Source organism: Paenibacillus sabuli (assembly GCF_014705605.1).
GTDB classification, from domain to species: domain Bacteria; phylum Bacillota; class Bacilli; order Paenibacillales; family Paenibacillaceae; genus Paenibacillus_D; species Paenibacillus_D sabuli.
Genome location: NZ_JACXIZ010000044.1, coordinates 1 through 18,316, shown reverse-complemented (window position 1 = coordinate 18,316; position 18,316 = coordinate 1). Strand labels below are relative to the sequence as shown.

Sequence of the window (18,316 nt, the reverse complement as noted above, 5' to 3'; positions counted from 1 at the left end):
ACTAATTGCGGGCATTTAAGGGGGAAAAGAGATGATCATAGCCACGACGGAGAGGATCGCAGGGGCGGAGGTGAGCGAGACGCTCGGCTCGGTATTCGGCGTCGTCGTCCGATCGCGCGGCATCGGCGGCGATATTCGAGCGGCGCTCAAGTCGCTGGTAGGCGGCGAAATCACGGCCTATACGCAGATGATCGAGGACGCGCGGCGACAGGCGATCGACCGAATGGTGCAGAATGCGCACGCCATGCACGCTGACGCGATTGTCATGATGCGCTTTGACGGCAGCGAGATCGGCAACAATATGAGCGAGATCGTCGCCTACGGTACGGCGGTCAAGCTGAGACGGTCAGGCTGATGGAATTCGTCTGGACCTCTGCGCTATTGGTGTTGCTCGTCGTATGGGGACTTCCGATTATCGGACTCGTCCTCCTGCTCTGGCTCGGCTGGCGTTATTTCGACCGTCGCTACAAAAGCGGACAACCCGGAGAAGCCGGGAGTGACCGGCCTGCTTCGGGCTACGAGCGGACCGGCGAAGTGTTCATCGATCCGAAGGACGGGCTGCGCTACCGCGTCTATTATCATCCCGGCAACGGCAATACGTGCGGGAGCCCGAGCTGTGAGGTGCGCTTAATATGTGGCTGAGATAATAATCCGAAAAGTCTGGCAATTGTCGCGAAGCTGTGGTATAGTCTAGGCATCAGGAAAGGAGGTGCGTCAACATTCGAAATCACATGTTGAACGCGTCCTTTACCCGATCTGACGCTATCTAATGACAAGCTAGCGGCCAGAGGCGCGGGATGCGGATCAACGAAATACAGCGCCACGGGTACAAGAACAAGCAAAACCGTCTGACTCCGGCTGCGGCCGGGGGACAGGCGGTTTTGTGTTGGTCCCGGGAGAATCGGCAATGCCGCGCAAGCGAGCAACAACGGGCAGACGCGCCGGAACGTCACGCGTCGCATCAAAGCGTCATGTGCGCAGACGTGTCATCAGCAGGTAGGCACACGTGAAGCAGGCATGTCACACGTGAAGCAAGCATGTCACACGCTGCCGGAGTGTCGCTTGCACAGATGTGTCACGCGCTGGAGATCATGCGCCGGCTGCGCCAAAGGTCAATTCGATCCGCACGATCTCTGATCGGCTGCCCAGACGGATCGGCGGGCCCCAAAAGCCAAAGCCGGCGGACACCACCGAATGGAAGTTCCCCTGCTCAAGGTGGCCCCAGTGATTCTCGAAGAGCAGTCCTGTCAGCAGGTTGCCCGGAAAGATCTGACCGCGGTGCGTATGGCCGGACAGCATCAGATCAATGCCGGCGGCGCGCGCTTCGCCCAGCTCCACCGGCTGGTGATCGAGCAGGATCAGCGGCAGCGCCGGATCGGTGCCCGTCATCGCTTCGTCCAGACGTCCGCGCTCGGAGTCCGACAGATCGCGCCGGCCGATGAGGGTGAAGGCGCCGCCGATCGTGGCGGAGGCCTCGTCCAGCACCTGGATGCCGCTGCGCTCCAGTACGTCGACGACCGAGGCGGTGCGCAGCTCGTGCCGATCGTGATTGCCGAGCACGGCGTACACGCCGAAGGGCGCGCGAATGCCCGACAGGATCTCCGGCATCCCGGCGTCCAGATAGGGCTGAATATCGTCGTCGATGATGTCGCCCGGCAGCAATACAATATCCGGCTCCAAGGCATTCAGCTCTCGTACCAGACGGCGGGCGTGCCCTTCGCCGGACAGGATGCCGAAGTGCATGTCCGAGGCCATCGCAATCGTGAGCCGCTCCAGTCCCGGCGCAGGCTTGGCGATGTCGATCTCGTAGGTCCGCACACTCGGACTGTAGGCCATGTAGCTGCCCCAGGCCATCAGCAGGATCAGCAGCGTCAGCGCGCATACCCCGGGCCAGAGCTCGCGGCCGGGCGCATGGCGGCGGATGCGGCGAATCAGCCAGGCTGCGAGCTGCGTGATCGGCAGGATCATCAGCAGCAGACAGAAGACGGCCATCCAGTACGCGCCGATGACCCCGAGTACGATATTGCCTGTCCACTGCGCCAGCAAAAACGCCAACGCGACGACGGCCAGCACAATGCCGTACAGCCAGCCGAACACCTTGGAATGAAGCGGGCGAAGCCAGCGCCAGCCGGAGCGTCCGACATAGAACACCAGCAAGACATAGATTAAGAGGGCGGCGATGCCGAACCAGACGAACACGGGGGCTGCTCACCTCCCGTAAAAAGCCCGATGCGCTCGATTTCGTCCAGATGCGTCTCGGCGAGGGTGCGCAGCAGCTCGCTCCCTTCGGCCGTGAGCGCGATGAACACGCTGCGCCGATCCTCGGGATTGCGCTGGCGCACGACCAGGCCGCTGCGGACCGATCGGCCGATCAGCTCGACGCACGCGTGATGGGTGACCTGGAGCCGCTCGGCCAATTCTCCGGGCGTGGCGTAATCGCGTCCGGGATAGCCCATGATGGCGAGCAGCAGTTGATATTGCTGGGGCGTGACGCCGCTCTCGCGCGCAGCGGCCTCGCTGAAGCGGAGGAACTTGCGAATCTTGTAACGAAATTCGGCAAGCTGCTCGTAGTCTTGTTTGGAAATTGGATGATTCATGCGCTTCTCCCTGTTATTATTTTGGCCTGAAGATCGCTTGGGGGGCAGTCGATGAATAGCTTCTAAATCAAGTGTAGCATGTTTCGAACGGCATGTGAAATGACGGCGAATAGCAGACGAAGGACGGGCGGCATACTAACCGGGCCGCGCCCGACGCGGCAATATGCTTGGAATGGAGGTGCGCCGATGAGCAAGCGCAAGCGATCTGAAGAACAAGCGGAACGGCAGTCGACGCTGCAAAAAGCGAAGCATGCCGAAAACGCCGAGGCCGCCAGCACGCGCGAGAACCGCAATCAGAAGGGGCATGTCCCGAACAGCCCTTCTACCGGCTAGTCGCGGACTCATGCATCCGGCAGGCGAAAACCGCCCGGCTGTTCGAGCAGCGGGCGGTTTTTTCTTAACTATAGATAGGAGGGGTGCAATTGCAGAAGTGGGAATCTGACGCATTCAAACGCGCGACTTTTGCGGGAGGGTGCTTCTGGTGTATGGTCAAACCGTTCGATACGCTGCCCGGAATTGTTTCCGTCCAATCGGGCTACACGGGAGGTCATACGGACAATCCGACGTATGAGGACGTCGGCACGGAGCAGACCGGGCACTACGAGGCGGTGCAAATCGTTTACGATCCGGCACGCTTTCCGTACACGCGATTGCTGGATGTATTTTGGGGGCAGATCGATCCGACAGACGACGGCGGGCAGTTCGGCGATCGCGGAGCTTCGTACCGCAGCGCGATTTTTGTGCATGACGAGCAGCAGCGGCGCGAGGCCGAGGCGTCCAAACGGGCACTGGAAAAAAGCGGACGCTTCAAACGTCCAATTGTCACCGCCATCCTTCCGGCACAGCCCTTCTACATAGCAGAAGAAGAGCATCAGGACTATTACAAGCGCCGGATCATGCATTACCGCCGATATCGGGAGGCGTCCGGCCGCGACGCCTATCTGGCTCGCCATTGGCAGACGGAGCGGGATATGGACATGTGGCGCAAATCGCTCGGCGAAGCGCAGTACCGCGTCATTGCAGTTCGTGAAGAAGAAGCGCCTTACGCCAACGCGTATTGGAACCAAAATGAGCCGGGCATCTACGTGGACGTGTTGACCGGCGATCCGCTATTCGGTACAGCCGATCAATACGATGCCTCGACCGGATACCCGGCTTTCACGCGACCGCTGGAGGAGGGACTCGTCGTGCGGGAAGCCGAGCTGCATCCGGAAGGCGCACGCACCGCGGTGCGCAGCCGATTGAGCGGCGCCTGGCTCGGGCATTTGCTCACGGATGGCCCCGGCGGCGACAAGCGCCATTATCACATCCAGTCGGCCGCGCTCCGCTTCGTGCCGCTGACGCGGATGGAGGCGGAAGGCTACGCCCGATATAGCGATAGGACCCGATGAATTCGGGTCAAGATTTTGGGTGTTGAATTCTGAGAGCAAGACCGTTAAAATGGGGATAGCCAAGATGCACACAAATGTTCGCATTCGAAAGGTGGAGCACGCGTGCCCGATCGCTACCCCGAACTGGATGAGATGATTGCATTTATTCAGCGGCATCTGCACGAGCCGTTGACGCTTGCGCGATTGGCGCAATATGCCGCGTACAGTCCATACCATTTTACGCGCATCTTCAAGGAGCGCATGGGGCTGTCTCCGCTGTACTATATCTCTGCGCTGCGCCTGCAGAAGGCGAAGGATCTGCTGCTGAGCACGCAACTCAGCGTGCGGGATATCGGACTCGAGATCGGACAGCAAAGTCTCGGCACGTTCACGACGCGATTCACCGCGCGGGTCGGCATGACACCCGCCCAGTTCCGCAATTCGCGTCAGCAGGCCGAGCGCGATGTGGCGCGCTTGCACAAGCTCGGCGAGCTGCGCGAGCGGATGCCGCTGCTCGGTCGGCATAGCGTCGTGCGAGGCCGGGTGCGGGCGCCCTTGCCTTTGAGCGGCGTGGTGCTGGTCGGCCTGTTCGCGCGGCCGATTCCCGAGGGTCTGCCGCTGCACGGCACGCTCGTCTCCGGGGAGGCTCCTTTCACCTTTGGAGGCGTCAAGCCCGGGACGTATTATTTGATGGCGACGTCCGTCGCCTGGGGCACCGACGCCTCCGACATCCTGTTGACGAGGAAGACGCTGCGCACGCGCGATCATGCCCCGATCGTCGTCGGCGAAGGGAGCAAGCTGCACGAGAAGGACGCGGTGCTGCATCCGCCGAGCCCGGATGATCCGCCGATCCTCATCTCGCTGCCTGTCCTCATGGAGCGCTTCCTGAGCCGAGTCGGCTCGACGAGCAGCCCCGCCATGCGGTGAGGAGGCTGCGCGGCGCACGTGCGGTGCGGATGCCGCACCGCACGCGATTGGCAGGCGCGCATGTGCAAGTAGCGTGCCCAACCCCGCAATTGATAAGAAACACCATGATTTGTCCCATGCTACAATATACGCAATGGAATGCGAGAGGAGAAATCAATTGTGAACGCACAAGCCGCAGTACAGCACAATCCGGCGCAAGCCGGGGAAGGGGGGACCTTTGGCAGTCGAGAAAACTTCATGGTTGTCATGGTCATGATTCTCGGTGTATTCGTCGCGATTCTGAACGAGACGCTGCTGAACGTGGCGCTGACCCGAATCATGAACGATATTGGCATCGCCCCGAGCACGGCGCAATGGCTGACGACCGGCTATCTGCTCGTCATCGGAGTGCTTATCCCGATGACGGCCTTTTTGATTCGACGCTTCACGACACGCACGCTGTTCCTCTCGGCGATGGGCCTTTTTACGTTGGGGACGCTCACGGCGGCGGTTGCCCCGAATTTTGCGCTGCTGCTGTCCGGACGCGTGCTGCAGGCGGCTGGCACGGGCCTCTTGTTCCCATTGCTGACCAATGTCGTCTTCGCGCTCGTCCCGCTGCGCAAGCGCGGCGCGGCAATGGGCACGATCGGCATCGTCATTACGTTTGCGCCGGCGATCGGCCCGACGTTGTCCGGTCTGATCGTGCAGCACTTCAGCTGGCGCGTTCTGTTCTACAGCGTACTGCCGGTGGCGCTGTTCGTGGTCGGATTCGCGTACTACAAGCTCAAAAACGTCACCGAAACGGATCGGCCGAGCATCGATCTGACGTCACTGCTGCTGTCGACGCTCGGCTTCGGCGGCATCGTCTACGGCTTCAGCAGCGCCGGCGGCGGTCATGGCGGAGAGGCTGAAGCGGCTGGTTCAAGCGGATGGCTGAGCCTGGCGGTGCTGCTGCCGATCGCGGTCGGCCTCGTGTCGCTGGGGCTATTCGCCTGGCGGCAAGCCCGGCTAAGCGAGCCGCTGCTCGATCTGAGCACCTTCCGCTATGCGGTGTTTCGCAAGTCGGTGCTCATCATGATGATCGTCATGATGGCGATGTTCTCGGCGATGATGCTGCTGCCGCTATTCCTCCAAAACGCGCTCGGCTACACACCGCTCGATGCGGGACTGATCATGCTGCCGGGCGGCATTCTGATGGGAATTATGTCGCCGATCAACGGGCGATTGTTCGACCGCTTCGGTGCGAAGGGGCTGGCGGTCGTCGGCCTGGCGCTGATTGGCCTCGCGCTGTGGCAGTTCGCCTATATTACGCTGGCGACGTCGTATCTGCTGATCATGGTCATGAACACACTGCTCATGCTGGGCATCTCGATGGTGATGATGCCGGTCATGACCAATGCGCTTAATGAACTGCCGCCTGCGCTTTACGCGCACGGCACGGCTATTATCAGCACGCTGCAGCAGGTGTCGGGAGCGATCGGCACGGCGCTGCTCGTGACGGTCATGTCGTCACGCTCTGCGGTCTACCTCGAGCAGAGCGGCAGCACCGATCCGCAGACGCAGGTGCAGGCGCTGATCTTCGGCATGAAGAGCGCGTTTTTGCTAGCCTTCGGACTGGTGGCGGTGGCGTGGATCGCTTCGCTGCTGCTGCGTCGCGCGGAGGCGCCGGCTTCCGGCGGCGACGGGATGCCGGGTCAGCAGGCGCATGCCCATTAAGCGAAGTATCGAATTCACGATGCAGAGCCTTTTGCCGCTACCGGCAAAAGGCTCTGCGTGCGTCATGCCGTGCGGCTGCGATAGAATGGAAGCAGCCAGACAAGCAACGGAAAGGAGCCGATTCGGAAATGTGCCGCAATATCAAGACGCTATTTAATTTTGAACCGCCGGCTACCCATGAGGAAGTGGAGGCCGCAGCGCTGCAATTCGTGCGCAAGCTGTCCGGCTACAATAGCCCGTCCAAGGCGAACGAGGCCGCGTTCAACCGTGCCGTCGACGAGGTGGCCGGCTCGGCGCGGACGCTGCTCGCCGAGCTGGTGACGCAGGCGCCGCCGCGCGACCGGGAGATCGAGGCGGCGCGGGCGCGCGAGCGGAATGCGAAGCGGTTCGGACGCGAGGGATGAGCGCGCCAGCATTCGGGAACGGGATGGAACGCGCTATGGCCAGACAGTTGAAAGTCTGCGCGGAATCGGATAAGGTAGAAGTATTGAAGACAAGAAAGTGGGGAAAGCATGGGCCGCAAGTGGAATAATATTAAAGAAAAGAAGGCGTCGAAGGATGCCAACACCAGCCGGATCTACGCCAAATTCGGGGTGGAGATCTATGTCGCCGCGAAAAAGGGCGAGCCGGACCCCGAATCGAATCGCGCGCTCAAGGTCGTGCTGGAACGGGCGAAGACGTACAACGTACCCAGAGCGATCATCGATCGCGCGCTGGACAAGGCCAAGGGCAGCGGCGAGGAAACGTACGACGAGCTGCGCTACGAGGGATTCGGGCCGAACGGCGCGATGGTCATCGTCGACGCGCTGACGAACAACGTGAACCGGACGGCCTCGTCGGTGCGCGCCGCCTTCACCAAAAACGGCGGCAGCATGGGGGTCAACGGCTCGGTCTCTTACATGTTCGACGCGACCGCCGTGATCGGCCTGGAGGGAAAATCGCTGGAGGAAGCGATGGAAATCCTGATGGAAGCGGATGTGGATGCGCGCGATATCCTGGAGGAGGACGAGGCGATCGTCGTCTACGCTGATCCGGACCAATTTCACGCCGTGCAAGAAGCGTTCCAGCAGGCGGGCGTCAGCGACTTCACGGTCGCCGAGCTGACGATGCTGCCACAGACCGAGGTCGCGCTGGATGCGGAGGCGCAGACCCAGTTCGACAAGCTGATCGATGCGCTCGAGGATCTGGAGGACGTCCAGCAGGTGTATCACAACGTCGAGGCCGAGGAATAAGCGGCCTGCGATCGCATAAGGCGCTAACCGGCATCGCCGGGAAGCAGCAGGAGGCCAAGCGCCCCGTCCTTATACCGGATGGGGCGCTTTTTTTTTGTCGGAGGATCGACAGGCACGGTTCCGCAAGGTGGAGATTCGCGCAATGCGACAAATGCGTGCGATGCCGCACACGCGAGCGGCGCGGCCGGATGTTGCAGCATTGTCATAAATTCGCAGGCGCAAACGGGGCAATATAACTCGAAAGAGCCATATCTGGAATCGGATTGGCTTGCTATACTGTCAGCGGGACATTGGGGGAAGGGGGTGTTGGCATTGACGAACCATTCAAAGTGGCAGGCACGGACGCTTCCTGTGCTCGTCCTGCTGCTGGCCGGCTTACTGGGAGCATGCGGTCAGGAGCCAGCTCCGCCCGCGACGATCGACGACCCGATGGCGGTGGCGGCCACGATCGAGACGACGCCCGCGCCGCCGATCGCCGGCGAGCCGGCGGAGCTGCGCGCTGTGATCAGCGGCGCCGAGCTGGACGAATCGGCAGATATCACGCTGGATGTGCGCGTAGACGGCGAGGCGCAGCTATTTGACGCTTCGTACGAAGCGGATAGCGTGTTTGCGGGGGAATTTACTTTTCCAGCAGCGGGCACGTACGAGGTATTCGTCCATATCTATGTCGGCGATCTGCACTTGACCAAAAAAGACGAGGTGGTCGTGGAGTGAGGACGAATTGGCGAAGCCTCCAGACGAAGTCGGCGCGTAAGGCCGGCGCTGCGTCAAGTCGTGTTCGAATGCGGGTATGCAGCTTGACGGCCCTCCTGGCGCTGATCGTCCTCCCAGCGCTGGGAGCGAGCCTATTGATACCGTCGCCGTCGGCGCAAGCTGCTGCAGTGGATACGACCAGCATGGAGTCGCTGCAGCAGCTCGTCGATGAGGCCCCGCCCGGATCGGTGCTCTTGATGCCGGCCGGTCGCTATCGCGGCACGCTCACGATCGCCAAGCCGCTGACGCTCGCATCGCCGGAGGGCGAGGAGACTGCCCTGATCGGCGATGGCGCAGAACCAGTGCTGATCGTCGCGGCGGACGATGTGTCGGTGTCCGGACTCCATATCGAGGACGAGCAGGTGAAGGATGCGCCGACGGTCGAGATCCGCGGTGATCGCGTGATGCTGGCGGGGCTCCGGATCGTGACCGCCTCGCACGGCATCTGGCTGCGCGGGGCGGACGAGAGCACCGTGCGCGACACGAGCATCGAATGGAGCGAGCGGCCGGAGGCCGCGGCGGTCACCACCGCGCGCAAGGGCAACGGCATCGATCTGTACGAGTCGCATCGCGCCGCGATCACGGGCAATACGATACGCCGCGTGCACGACGGCATCTACATGGAGAACAGCGACGAGACACAGGTGCTCGGCAATGTGATCGAGGATTCGAGATACGGTGCACACTGCATGTACACGGCGGGGACCGTCATACGCGACAATGTCGGGGAACGCAACGTCACCGGTGCGATGGTCATGGCCGTCCGTGACGTCACAGTGGAGCGCAATCGCTTTGCGAAGCAGAGCGAGAATGTCAATTCGCAGGGCATCCTGCTCTATGATGCGGCAGCCACGCTCGTTCAGCACAATGTGGTGGAGGGCAATCGGGTCGGCGTATACATCGAGTCCTCGGCAGGCAATACGGTGCGCGACAATCGGGTATACGGTAATTTTGTCGGCATGCAGCTGCTGGATGCGCAGGACAATGCGCTGACGCACAACGCATTCGTCGGAAATGTCACCGGCGCGCAGGCGCGCAGCAGCGCCGACAACCGATTGCACGGGAATTATTGGGACGATTTTCAGGGCGTCGACACGGACGGAGACGGCTACAGCGAGCTGCCCTACGCGATCAACCCGTTTTTCGCCGGCTTGATCCAAAAGCGCCCGGCCTTTCAGCTGCTGTTCCAGGCGCCCGGCACCCTGTTCGTCGAGCAGCTGTATCAGGTGGGACGGGCTGCATGGTCGATTGACGAGGCGCCGCTCATGCACCCGCCGCAGTGGGATGCAGACGCCGATGAGGGCGGAATCCCCCCTGTAGCAAGTGGCATGGCAGGGGCCGTGCTGCTGGCGACGGCGGGACTTATTATATGGAAAGCCAGGAGGAAATGATGATGAAAAACACGAAAAATCGAGTTAAATGGATGAGCGGGTTTGGCGCGCTGTTGTTGACGATGGTGATCCTTTCCGCCTGCGGCACGGCAGAGGCCTACTCCCCTGAGCCGATCAACGAAGAGACGGACCGTTGCGTCATCTGCAACATGGCCATCAAAGACGATCAATATGCGACGCAAATTATTACGAAGGACGGACAATCGTTGAAATTCGATGATCTGGGGGATATGAACGTCTGGAAAACCGAAAACGGCACGGCGACGATCGGCGCCGCATTCGTGCGCGATTATGAAACGCTGCAATGGCTGGATTATGAGAAAGCTTACTACGTCTATGATGCTGAAATCCGTACGCCGATGGCCTTCGGCATCGTTTCCTTTGAATCCGAAGAAAAGGCCGAGGCCTTCATCGCGGAGCAGGGCAAGGGCAAGCTCATGACGGCGGAGGAGCTGGCGGACCACAGCTGGGAAGTCAACCGCGACATGATGGATATGGATGGTATGGATATGGATGGTATGGATATGGATGGTATGGAGATGGACGGCAACGGCGAGCATGAAGAGGGCGCGAACATGCATGGCGAGGAAGAAAGTGAAGGCACAGGCAGCACGGATATGCACATGGATGGAGCGGATGATGCCAGTACGCATGATCACGGCGAGGAGGCCGACAATGCCGATATGCACAGCCATGAAGCGGGCAACGCAGAAGACGATGCCGATCATGCCGCATGAGTGACGCGCTGCAGGTCGCGGTCCGCGAGGTCAAGACGGGCTTTCGCAATCCGTGGGCTTACTCGTTCATGGCCCTGTTCGCCGTATTCATGCTAGGTCTCCTGCTGATCAACGGGCAAGGGTATGTCGCCGGTTATTCCGGAGTAACGGGAACGATGCTTAATCTGATGCTGTATCTGCTGCCGCTGATGACGCTGATGCTGGGCGCAGTGTCGCTTACGTCCGAGAAGGAGGAGGGCAGCTGGGAGCTGCTCGCCTCCTATCCGCTGCGCACGACGTCTTTTATGCTCGGCAAGTACGCCGGGCTGGGCGTCGTGTTGCTGGTCATTGCGGCCCTGGGCTTCGGTCTGGCCGGCGTGGCCGGCACCTTGCTCGGACAGCCGTTCGCCTGGCAAGCTTACGGGCTGCTGCTTGTTTTTGCCGCCAGTCTGATCTTGCTCTATCTGGCGATTGCGCTGCTCGTCGGGACGCTGGCGCGCACGCGCTGGCAGGCGCTCACGATCGCGGTCGCCATCTGGTTCTTCACGGTGATCGGATGGGCGCCGCTCTTGATCGCGTCTCTCGGCGCGATGCCGTATATGTGGATCAAGCCTGCCGTCGTCGGGCTGACGCTGCTCAATCCGGCGGAACTGAGTCGCTTGTTCGCAGTCGTCAAGCTGGGGGGCGGGGCCGTGCTCGGACCGGAGTATTACGAATGGATCAAATGGATTCGCCAGCCGTCCGGCACAGGCGCATACGCGGCGTGGCTCGCGCTATGGATCGGCTGTGCGGCGGGACTGGCGACCTGGCTCTGGGAGAGGGGGAGACGACGTGGCTGACATGCTATTGCGCATCGCCGATGTGACCAAACGCATCGGACGGCAGACGATCATCGGCGGCTTGGACCTGGAGGCTGGTCGCGGGCAGGTAATCGCGCTATGCGGCGGCAACGGCGCCGGCAAGAGCACGATTCTGCGGATGATTGCCGGTATCCTGCACCCGACAAGCGGCACAATCTCGATCGACGGCCTGGCGTGGGCCAAGCAGCGCCGACGCTATGCGGCCCAGGTCGGCTATATGCCGGACGACTATCGCTTCGGCGCGGGGCTGACGGCGCTGGAGACGATGACCTTCTGGGCGAAGCTCAAGGGCTTGCCCCGCGGTCGTGCGGAAGAGGCGCTGCGCGAGGTCGGACTGGGGGAGACAGGGCGCAAGCCGGTGTCGTCCTTCTCGAAGGGGATGCGGCAGCGCGTCATGCTGGCGCAGGCGCTGCTGGCGCATCCCCCGCTGCTGCTCATGGACGAGCCGACCAATGGCCTCGATCCGTACTGGCTGTCGACCTTCGGCGAGCTCGTGCAGCGTGCTGCCGCGCGCGGTCAGACGGTCTTCTTCTCCACGCATCAGCTGCAGCTCGCCGAGCGATTGGCCGGGCGCATCGTCTTCCTGGAGGGCGGCGAGATTCGCTATGACGGCAGCGGCGAGCAGATCCGCGCCGGGCTCGGCGCGGACGGGGCGGAGGCGGCGTTCGCCGATCTGTTGTTCAACATTTAGAAGGTATAATATCCTGAGCCCGCGCCCAAAGCCGGCTTCGCCATGAGGCGAACGCCGGCTTTGGGCAATGTCAAGGGTCTAGAGAAGAGAGGTGCGGTGAGGCATTGCGCTCAGTGATGATGGTGTCCGCCGCCGGTTGCCGCTTCGGTGGCGGACTCGTCAGCGGACGTCTCCAGCGCGGCGAGCGCCTCTATCGCAGCAGGACCGACGGCGAGACGGCGCATCGGCATGACGTCGCCGTCGCTCGTCTCGGCGCGGAACTGGACGCGGTACAGGCCTTCCTGGAGCAAGGACGCTGCAGTATATACGCCTTCGCCTTGCGCCTGGGCCGGGAGCGTGACCGCCTGGTCCGGCTGAGCCTCAGGCCAGAGTACGAAGGTCGCCGTCTCCGCCTCCTCATAGGGTACGCCGGCGAATCGCAGCTCGGCCCGCAGCGATTCGCCAGCATCCGGCTCGAACTCCCCGGGAAGCAGCAGTTGCACGGCCAGATGCGGCCGCAGGCCGTCGGGGTCGAGCGGGCCGGGATCTGCAGTGCAGCCGGTCAACAACGTAGCAAGCAGCAGCATGGCCGTGAGCCACGGCATGGCTCTGGGTCGAGCAGGGCGGGGCGTCAGAGCTCGGGCAGCGTGCTGGGGCCGAGCGTTATGGACATTCAGTCGGGACATGGTTGGTTCGATCTCCTTTCGCATTACAACGACAGCCAGCGCTTGATGGGCTTGATCCGACGCAGCACAAGCAGCTCTGCCAGCAGGACGGCAAGGATCGACAAGCCGACCAGCGGCATGACGGCACCGCAGACGAGCAGAATGGCGAGCACACCAAAGCGCGCCGTTTTGAGCTTGGCTGCGGCAGGCGCACCGCTCTTGCCCTGCGGTTTGCGCTTGCGCCACATGAAGAAGGACGAGACGGCGATGAGCACGATACCGATACAGACCAGCAGGCCGAGCAATTGGTTCGCCAGTCCGAACAAGCGTCCCTCGTGGAAGGCGATGCCGAGCGTGATTGCCTTGGCCATCAGGCCGTATTGGGCAAATCTGACGTCTGTCAGCACGGCGCCGCTGTATTGGTCCACATGCAGCGTGGCATTGTGCCCGGGCCGGGTATGCGATGTGGCGATCGTGTAGACGCCTTGCTCGCCGCGCGGCAGGGAGATGGTATATGGCTTGCGCACATTCTGCGCGTCGGCCACTTGGACGATAGCGTTCATCTCCTGACGCACATAGTTGCCGGGCATGCTCGCAGGTACCGGGAGATTCTGCGTGGCCCACGGGATGTCGTCGGCGATGTCCTGAGTGAGGATCGTGGTCGACTCGGGTCCAGGCAGGAAGCTGAGTGCGTATGGCGGATAGTTCGAATGGGTCGAATTCGCCAGCCGGTCAATCTGAGCGCCCAGTACGCCCGACCAGGGGAGTCCGCTCGCGATCAAGACAAGGATGAGAAGCGACAGCCAGAAGGCCGGTACCGCATGCAAGTCGCGCCAGAACTGGCGGCTGCCGACACGGCTGCGGCGGGGGAGAAGGGTGCCCCAGATACTGGATTTGCCGCGCGGCCACCACAGGTAGAGCCCGGTCGCGACGAGAATGATGGCCCAGCAGGCGGCCAGCTCGACGAGCCGATTGGCCCAGGTGCCGCCGACGAGCAGCTGGCTATGAATCTTCTTGACGACGGCGGCGAAGGTGCTGTCGTTGACGAGCGTGCCGGTCAGCTGGCCGTTGTACGGGTCGGCATACAGTGTCAGCGCCTGGCCGTTGCGCGTTGCGCTCATCTTGACGGTCTCATTCGGATGATCCGAGAAGGTCATCGAGCTGATGCTTGTGCCGGGATAGGCGCGCTCGGTCTTGGCGATCAGCGCCTCCGGCGTGAGGCGCGCGGCCCCGGTGTCCTGCACCGTCAGCATATCCTTGTAGAGCATGCCTTCGATCTGCGGCTTGAACAGATAGAGTCCGCCGCTCAGTGCAAGGATGATCAGGAATGGCGCAAAGAGGAGGCCGGCATAAAAATGCCAGCGCCAGACGGACTGGTACAAGGCAGTGGAAAGGCGTGGCTTGGCTGACGGCTTGGCTTCTTGAGCGGAAGCCGAGGCCGGAGCCTGGGCAGGGACGGATGGTTCGATCATTCAGATGCGCTCCTTTTTCACTATAAATATTCTTCCGGTCTGTGCCGGATCGCGAGGGCCGGACGGCCGCTTCGTGAAAGTCAAATTCATTATATCGGCCAGCCAAGCCAGCTCACCATGACTCGAATGAGTTATTGCTTGTGAAACAAGCCCGTAAATGTGACAATTATGTGGAAGACGATGCGAATGCTCGGATCGAGAGGGGAGAAAGGGATGAAACGATTCACCGGCAAGTGGAGGTCGACGGCGCAAACGGCACTACTGCTGCTCTTGCTCGGGGCAGTGGCCTACGCCGTGCATATACATATGGATGCGACGCCGACTCCGCCAAAAATTGGGGAGACGGCGCCGAATGTGGAGTTGACGCTACTGGACGGCACCGAGACGGCGCTGGCGGACTATCGCGGGCAGGGAATCGTTCTGAATTTCTGGGCGTCGTGGTGCACCCCGTGCGTCAATGAACTGCCGATCTTAAACGAAGCGTATAAGCTGTCCGATGGGACGGTGGTCGTCGCGGTGAATGTCGGCGAGGACGAGGAGACGGTACGCAAGTTCGTCCAGCGCTACGATCTGGCGTTCCCGATCCTGCTCGACCGGGACGAGTCGTGGATGCGGCGCTATGGGGTGAGCCAATTGCCCAAATCTTTTTTTGTGGATCCGGATGGGACGATCGTGGATGTGTATAGCGGAGAGATGAGCGAAATCGCCGATGTTCTTGCTACGATGCGGCGCCTGGCGTCGTCAGTGAATCGTTGAGCGAGCCGCCAGGCGCCGCATGGTGAGGGCCTGGGCACCTGCGATGACTGGTCGTGCGTTGCAGAAGAAGCTTTGCGCTCATATGCGCAAGGCTTGTTCTCGTTCGAGTCGAGGAAGCAAGGCGATGAAAGGTGGCTTGCTAATCGCTCAAAAAATAATCCCCGTCGTCTTACTTGTCTGCTATAATAAGGGAAATTACGGAAAGAAGGGGATGGACGCGCGGCATGATCAAATACAACATCTGTTTCATCCGACAGCACGACACGATCCTGCTGCTGAATCGAGAAGCGCCGAGCTGGATGGGCTGTTGGAACGGGATCGGAGGCAAGCTGGAGCCGGGAGAGACACCGCGCGACTCCATGCTGCGGGAGCTGGAGGAGGAGACCGGGATTACCGGGCATGCGCCGGTGTACAAGGGACTGGTCACCTGGACTACCGAGCGCGGCGAAGCGGGCGGGATGTACTTGTACACATTGGAGCTGGAGTCGGGCTACCGGCTGGAGACACCGCTCAAAACACCAGAGGGGATCCTGGACTGGAAGACGCTCGCGTGGATCATGCATCCGGATAATCAGGGGCTGGCTGCCAATGTCCCGCGATTCCTGCCAGCGGCGCTGGAGGATCCCCGTTGCTATGATCATCACTGCAGCTTCCGAGGCGGCAAGCTGGAGGGCGTGCGCCAACTGGTCATTGCTCGCGAGACCGAGAATATCGAGCAAGCGAGTCGCTACATGCAGCGCTACTCCACCATGCGGACTGCTGCGGACTAAGGAGCCAGGACGAACGTCGCGCTGTACTGGACACCGGTGATGATTAGCGGTAATGATCGGGTCGGCAGGAATCTAACAGACAGATGCCAGCACAGGTCAAGCGGACGCCAGTACAGTTCGTGGGTATGCGACTCAGCTTGTGAGTCAACTGCTACGAGCTGTGGACCCGCGCGGTGCCCGGATCCAGCCATCTGCGGTTACAAGCGACAATGTAGCTAAGAGACGTCGCTGCATGGCCATGGTTGTTGAACATCACATGTTTAAATGAACTGCATCGGGGATAAGGCATGAGATTCGGGGGCGCCAACAACAACCAATGCGGCATATTTACGAAGTTCGCAAATATGTGAGTTATGCGTAATACCTGGAAAAATAAAAATGAAAGAGCGAACTGCCGTGAACAAAATACTTGTTGACACCCAAACAACTAAATATGTAGATGTAGAACATCCAGTAATAGTGCTCGATGGAGTGCCTCTCGATGCATACCTCCATCATTTATACCCAAACAACTTATATTTGGGTTTAGTCCCCACCATTAGTGAATGGCTTGGTTCTAGGGAAGAAGCCAAATTAATATTGAGTCGTTTTTATTCCGAGGAAAATAAGATTGCTTTACCTATATTAATGTGTCCAGATGATTGTGATTTATTATGTACAGTGATTATCGCGGAAGTCACAAAAACAGATAGTGAGGTGATTTGGAGTCGAGTCGGTGAAGATGCAAGTCAATTGGACGTTCCGTATAATTATGAACGAATTGGTACAGAGGTGAACTGGTTAGAAAAGGTGCCGGAAATGAAATTTTATAAGTACAAATACTATGAAAATCTTGAAAACATTTATAAATGATTTAAAGGATACAAGGCGATTTGATTGAATTTTCAATGAAGTCAGGTACAACGCATAACAACGGGTGCATGCTGCGCGGCTTACGCCGCTTGGTCCGGCCGGAGATGAGGAGCCAGGAAGCAGAATCAGCCGGACACATCCGACTTCGTCGGACGTCATGAACCCTGAACGTTAGGCGAAATGACCTGAATGATGGAAGGAGAAGAGAAAATGTTACAGTTTCCTATATTGGAAACCGAAAGATTAATACTAAGACAGATTAAACAAGAGGATTCGAGAGAGATCTATAATTATTTCTCTTTGGAAGAAGTAACAAAATATTATGATTTAGTGAGTTTTACGAATATCAATCAAGCAGAAGAATTAATTAACAAATGGAATCACAGATTTGAAAGAAATCAAGGAATTCGCTGGGGAATAACTTTAAAGTCTGAAGAGCGTGTAATTGGAACATGTGGGTTTCATGGTTGGATGAAAAATCATCACAGATCTGAAATTGGATATGAGCTTACGCCACAATATTGGCGTAAAGGTATTATGACAGAGGCAATTTTGAAAGTAGTTGAATTCGGGTTTAATAATTTAGAATTAAACCGAATCGAAGCATTTGTAGAACCAGAAAATGTGAATTCAAGGAAGGTACTTGAGAGAATTGAATTTAAGGAAGAAGGAATATTGAGAGAACATTTTTATTGGAGGAATCGGTTTGTCGACACTGCAATATATTCAATACTTAAGAAAGACTTTAAAGAAAAGTAATTTGTAAGTCTAATCAAAGAAGAGGTCACTTCGCCTAACACCGTATTCACGCTGCGTCGCCTCCGGCTCCTTGGTCCGGACCGAAGCTGGAATAGAACGGCTTTGTAATGAAGCCGTTCTAATAGCAAGGAAGCTTATTCAGCCGGACAACCTTGCACTGCCTAACCGCGTCGCGGCCACTCCCTCCGGTCGTTTAAGGCAGTGAAGGTTCGTGAATACACAAACGTTAAGCGAAACTTCTGAAAGACGATTGGAAAAGCGAAGACATATGAAGGCAAAGATAGATAAAGGACGGGACGAAGTAAACTCGGAACCGAAGCCTGCCCGGCAGTAAAGGCTAGAAGAAGCGAGCTTGAAAAGGCAGCTCGCTTTGTAGAAGTAGAAGAACCGAAGCAAATTCGAAACCGAAGCCTGCCCGGCAGTAAAAGGCTGGAAGAAACGAGCTTGAAGGGCAGCTCGTTTTGTAGAAGTGGAAGAACCGAAGCGAATTCGGAATCGAAGCCTGCCCGGCAGTAAAAGGCTAGAAGAAACGAGCTTGAAGGGCAGCTCGTTTTGTAGAAGTGAAAGAACCGAAGCGAATTCGAAACCGAAGCCTGCCCGGCAGTAAAAGACTGTCATGAAGGCGGGGCAAGGAGATTTGAAAGTAACGCAAAGGGGTCAGAAGCGTCGCTTAACAACGGTTTCAATGCTGCGCGGCGTTCGCCGCTTGGTCCGGGCCGGAGGTATGAAGCCAGGAAGTAGAATCAGCCGGACACATCCGACTTCGTCGGACGTCATGAACCCTAAACGTTATATGCAACTCCTGTAGCTAAATCGAAGAAGAAAAGCCCA

21 protein-coding genes are annotated in these 18,316 nt (G+C 59.2%); 17 read left to right on the top strand and 4 right to left on the bottom strand.

Going from position 1 to position 18,316, the window contains the following annotated elements:
• The first annotated feature begins 31 nt into the window (after positions 1 to 31).
• Both IDH44_RS21155 and IDH44_RS21150 read left to right on the top strand, forming a co-directional pair.
• On the top strand, positions 32 to 355 hold the full coding sequence (locus tag IDH44_RS21155) for a heavy metal-binding domain-containing protein (RefSeq protein ID WP_190920813.1): 324 nt from the start codon (positions 32 to 34) through the stop codon (positions 353 to 355).
• Positions 355 to 642 carry an HD family phosphohydrolase gene (locus IDH44_RS21150; RefSeq protein ID WP_190920812.1) on the top strand — a complete coding sequence of 96 codons (288 nt, stop codon included), beginning with the start codon at positions 355 to 357 and terminating at the stop codon, positions 640 to 642. The genes IDH44_RS21155 and IDH44_RS21150 overlap by 1 nt, the downstream gene beginning before the upstream one ends.
• A gap of 447 nt (positions 643 to 1,089) precedes the next feature.
• Here the strand turns inward: IDH44_RS21150 and IDH44_RS21145 are convergent, their stop codons facing one another.
• Together IDH44_RS21145 and IDH44_RS21140 are read right to left on the bottom strand one after the other, a co-directional pair.
• The gene (locus IDH44_RS21145) at positions 1,090 to 2,199 is read right to left on the bottom strand and encodes a metallophosphoesterase (protein ID WP_190920811.1); all 1,110 of its coding nucleotides are present in this window, start codon (positions 2,197 to 2,199) and stop codon (positions 1,090 to 1,092) included.
• The gene (locus IDH44_RS21140) at positions 2,166 to 2,597 is read right to left on the bottom strand and encodes a MarR family winged helix-turn-helix transcriptional regulator (RefSeq protein WP_190920810.1); all 432 of its coding nucleotides are present in this window, start codon (positions 2,595 to 2,597) and stop codon (positions 2,166 to 2,168) included. Before IDH44_RS21140 ends, IDH44_RS21145 begins: the two co-directional genes overlap by 34 nt.
• Positions 2,598 to 2,783: 186 nt before the next feature.
• Between IDH44_RS21140 and IDH44_RS21135 the strand changes: the two genes are divergently transcribed.
• The 11 genes from IDH44_RS21135 to IDH44_RS21085 all read left to right on the top strand — a co-directional run bounded on the left by IDH44_RS21135 (position 2,784) and on the right by IDH44_RS21085 (position 12,232).
• On the top strand, positions 2,784 to 2,930 hold the full coding sequence (locus tag IDH44_RS21135; RefSeq protein ID WP_190920809.1) for a hypothetical protein: 147 nt from the start codon (positions 2,784 to 2,786) through the stop codon (positions 2,928 to 2,930).
• A gap of 83 nt (positions 2,931 to 3,013) precedes the next feature.
• Complete coding sequence (gene msrA / locus IDH44_RS21130) at positions 3,014 to 3,988, top strand: peptide-methionine (S)-S-oxide reductase MsrA (protein ID WP_397326819.1); 975 nt, start codon at positions 3,014 to 3,016, stop codon at positions 3,986 to 3,988.
• 102 nt (positions 3,989 to 4,090) lie between these two features.
• Positions 4,091 to 4,894, top strand: a complete 804-nt coding sequence (locus tag IDH44_RS21125) for a helix-turn-helix domain-containing protein (RefSeq protein WP_190920807.1) — start codon at positions 4,091 to 4,093, stop codon at positions 4,892 to 4,894.
• Between the two features lie 159 nt (positions 4,895 to 5,053).
• Complete coding sequence (locus IDH44_RS21120; RefSeq protein WP_317890230.1) at positions 5,054 to 6,589, top strand: MDR family MFS transporter; 1,536 nt, start codon at positions 5,054 to 5,056, stop codon at positions 6,587 to 6,589.
• Between the two features lie 128 nt (positions 6,590 to 6,717).
• A complete protein-coding gene (locus IDH44_RS21115) occupies positions 6,718 to 6,993 on the top strand; it encodes a DUF2277 domain-containing protein (RefSeq protein ID WP_190920806.1) in 276 nt (91 codons plus the stop codon).
• A gap of 108 nt (positions 6,994 to 7,101) precedes the next feature.
• Positions 7,102 to 7,821 carry a YebC/PmpR family DNA-binding transcriptional regulator gene (locus IDH44_RS21110; protein ID WP_190920805.1) on the top strand — a complete coding sequence of 240 codons (720 nt, stop codon included), beginning with the start codon at positions 7,102 to 7,104 and terminating at the stop codon, positions 7,819 to 7,821.
• A 312-nt stretch (positions 7,822 to 8,133) separates the two neighbouring features.
• On the top strand, positions 8,134 to 8,535 hold the full coding sequence (locus tag IDH44_RS21105) for a hypothetical protein (RefSeq protein WP_190920804.1): 402 nt from the start codon (positions 8,134 to 8,136) through the stop codon (positions 8,533 to 8,535).
• Positions 8,536 to 8,669: 134 nt separating this feature from the next.
• Positions 8,670 to 9,965, top strand: coding sequence for a right-handed parallel beta-helix repeat-containing protein (locus tag IDH44_RS21100; RefSeq protein ID WP_190920803.1), 1,296 nt, complete (start codon positions 8,670 to 8,672; stop codon positions 9,963 to 9,965).
• Between the two features lie 2 nt (positions 9,966 to 9,967).
• On the top strand, positions 9,968 to 10,702 hold the full coding sequence (locus IDH44_RS21095; protein WP_190920802.1) for a nitrous oxide reductase accessory protein NosL: 735 nt from the start codon (positions 9,968 to 9,970) through the stop codon (positions 10,700 to 10,702).
• Entirely contained in the window at positions 10,699 to 11,520 is an 822-nt protein-coding gene (locus IDH44_RS21090; RefSeq protein ID WP_190920801.1) for an ABC transporter permease, read from the top strand. Before IDH44_RS21095 ends, IDH44_RS21090 begins: the two co-directional genes overlap by 4 nt.
• Before the next feature lies 1 nt (position 11,521).
• Positions 11,522 to 12,232, top strand: coding sequence for an ABC transporter ATP-binding protein (locus IDH44_RS21085; RefSeq protein ID WP_223869908.1), 711 nt, complete (start codon positions 11,522 to 11,524; stop codon positions 12,230 to 12,232).
• Positions 12,233 to 12,342: 110 nt separating this feature from the next.
• Here the strand turns inward: IDH44_RS21085 and IDH44_RS21080 are convergent, their stop codons facing one another.
• Positions 12,343 to 12,816 carry a hypothetical protein gene (locus IDH44_RS21080; RefSeq protein ID WP_190920799.1) on the bottom strand — a complete coding sequence of 158 codons (474 nt, stop codon included), beginning with the start codon at positions 12,814 to 12,816 and terminating at the stop codon, positions 12,343 to 12,345.
• 104 nt (positions 12,817 to 12,920) lie between these two features.
• The gene (locus tag IDH44_RS21075) at positions 12,921 to 14,348 is read right to left on the bottom strand and encodes a PepSY-associated TM helix domain-containing protein (RefSeq protein WP_190920798.1); all 1,428 of its coding nucleotides are present in this window, start codon (positions 14,346 to 14,348) and stop codon (positions 12,921 to 12,923) included.
• A gap of 213 nt (positions 14,349 to 14,561) precedes the next feature.
• Here IDH44_RS21075 and IDH44_RS21070 point away from each other — a divergent pair, with 213 nt between their 5' ends.
• From IDH44_RS21070 to IDH44_RS21055, 4 genes are all read left to right on the top strand, one after another.
• Complete coding sequence (locus IDH44_RS21070; RefSeq protein WP_190920797.1) at positions 14,562 to 15,104, top strand: redoxin domain-containing protein; 543 nt, start codon at positions 14,562 to 14,564, stop codon at positions 15,102 to 15,104.
• A gap of 224 nt (positions 15,105 to 15,328) precedes the next feature.
• The gene (locus IDH44_RS21065) at positions 15,329 to 15,874 is read left to right on the top strand and encodes an NUDIX hydrolase (RefSeq protein ID WP_190920796.1); all 546 of its coding nucleotides are present in this window, start codon (positions 15,329 to 15,331) and stop codon (positions 15,872 to 15,874) included.
• Between the two features lie 378 nt (positions 15,875 to 16,252).
• On the top strand, positions 16,253 to 16,726 hold the full coding sequence (locus IDH44_RS21060; protein ID WP_190920795.1) for a hypothetical protein: 474 nt from the start codon (positions 16,253 to 16,255) through the stop codon (positions 16,724 to 16,726).
• A 210-nt stretch (positions 16,727 to 16,936) separates the two neighbouring features.
• Entirely contained in the window at positions 16,937 to 17,485 is a 549-nt protein-coding gene (locus IDH44_RS21055) for a GNAT family N-acetyltransferase (protein ID WP_190920866.1), read from the top strand.
• Positions 17,486 to 18,316 lie beyond the last annotated feature (831 nt).

Coding starts and splice junctions, on each gene's coding strand:
- IDH44_RS21135 (WP_190920809.1), top strand. CDS start 2,784: ATGAGCAAGCGCAAGCGATCTGAAGAACAAGCGGAACGGCAGTCGACG.
- IDH44_RS21095 (WP_190920802.1), top strand. CDS start 9,968: ATGAAAAACACGAAAAATCGAGTTAAATGGATGAGCGGGTTTGGCGCG.
- IDH44_RS21055 (WP_190920866.1), top strand. CDS start 16,937: ATGTTACAGTTTCCTATATTGGAAACCGAAAGATTAATACTAAGACAG.
- IDH44_RS21070 (WP_190920797.1), top strand. CDS start 14,562: ATGAAACGATTCACCGGCAAGTGGAGGTCGACGGCGCAAACGGCACTA.
- IDH44_RS21065 (WP_190920796.1), top strand. CDS start 15,329: ATGATCAAATACAACATCTGTTTCATCCGACAGCACGACACGATCCTG.
- IDH44_RS21075 (WP_190920798.1), bottom strand. CDS start 14,348: ATGATCGAACCATCCGTCCCTGCCCAGGCTCCGGCCTCGGCTTCCGCT.
- IDH44_RS21115 (WP_190920806.1), top strand. CDS start 6,718: ATGTGCCGCAATATCAAGACGCTATTTAATTTTGAACCGCCGGCTACC.
- IDH44_RS21110 (WP_190920805.1), top strand. CDS start 7,102: ATGGGCCGCAAGTGGAATAATATTAAAGAAAAGAAGGCGTCGAAGGAT.
- IDH44_RS21090 (WP_190920801.1), top strand. CDS start 10,699: ATGAGTGACGCGCTGCAGGTCGCGGTCCGCGAGGTCAAGACGGGCTTT.
- IDH44_RS21060 (WP_190920795.1), top strand. CDS start 16,253: ATGAAAGAGCGAACTGCCGTGAACAAAATACTTGTTGACACCCAAACA.
- IDH44_RS21140 (WP_190920810.1), bottom strand. CDS start 2,597: ATGAATCATCCAATTTCCAAACAAGACTACGAGCAGCTTGCCGAATTT.
- IDH44_RS21150 (WP_190920812.1), top strand. CDS start 355: ATGGAATTCGTCTGGACCTCTGCGCTATTGGTGTTGCTCGTCGTATGG.
- IDH44_RS21155 (WP_190920813.1), top strand. CDS start 32: ATGATCATAGCCACGACGGAGAGGATCGCAGGGGCGGAGGTGAGCGAG.
- IDH44_RS21085 (WP_223869908.1), top strand. CDS start 11,522: ATGCTATTGCGCATCGCCGATGTGACCAAACGCATCGGACGGCAGACG.
- IDH44_RS21080 (WP_190920799.1), bottom strand. CDS start 12,816: ATGCCGTGGCTCACGGCCATGCTGCTGCTTGCTACGTTGTTGACCGGC.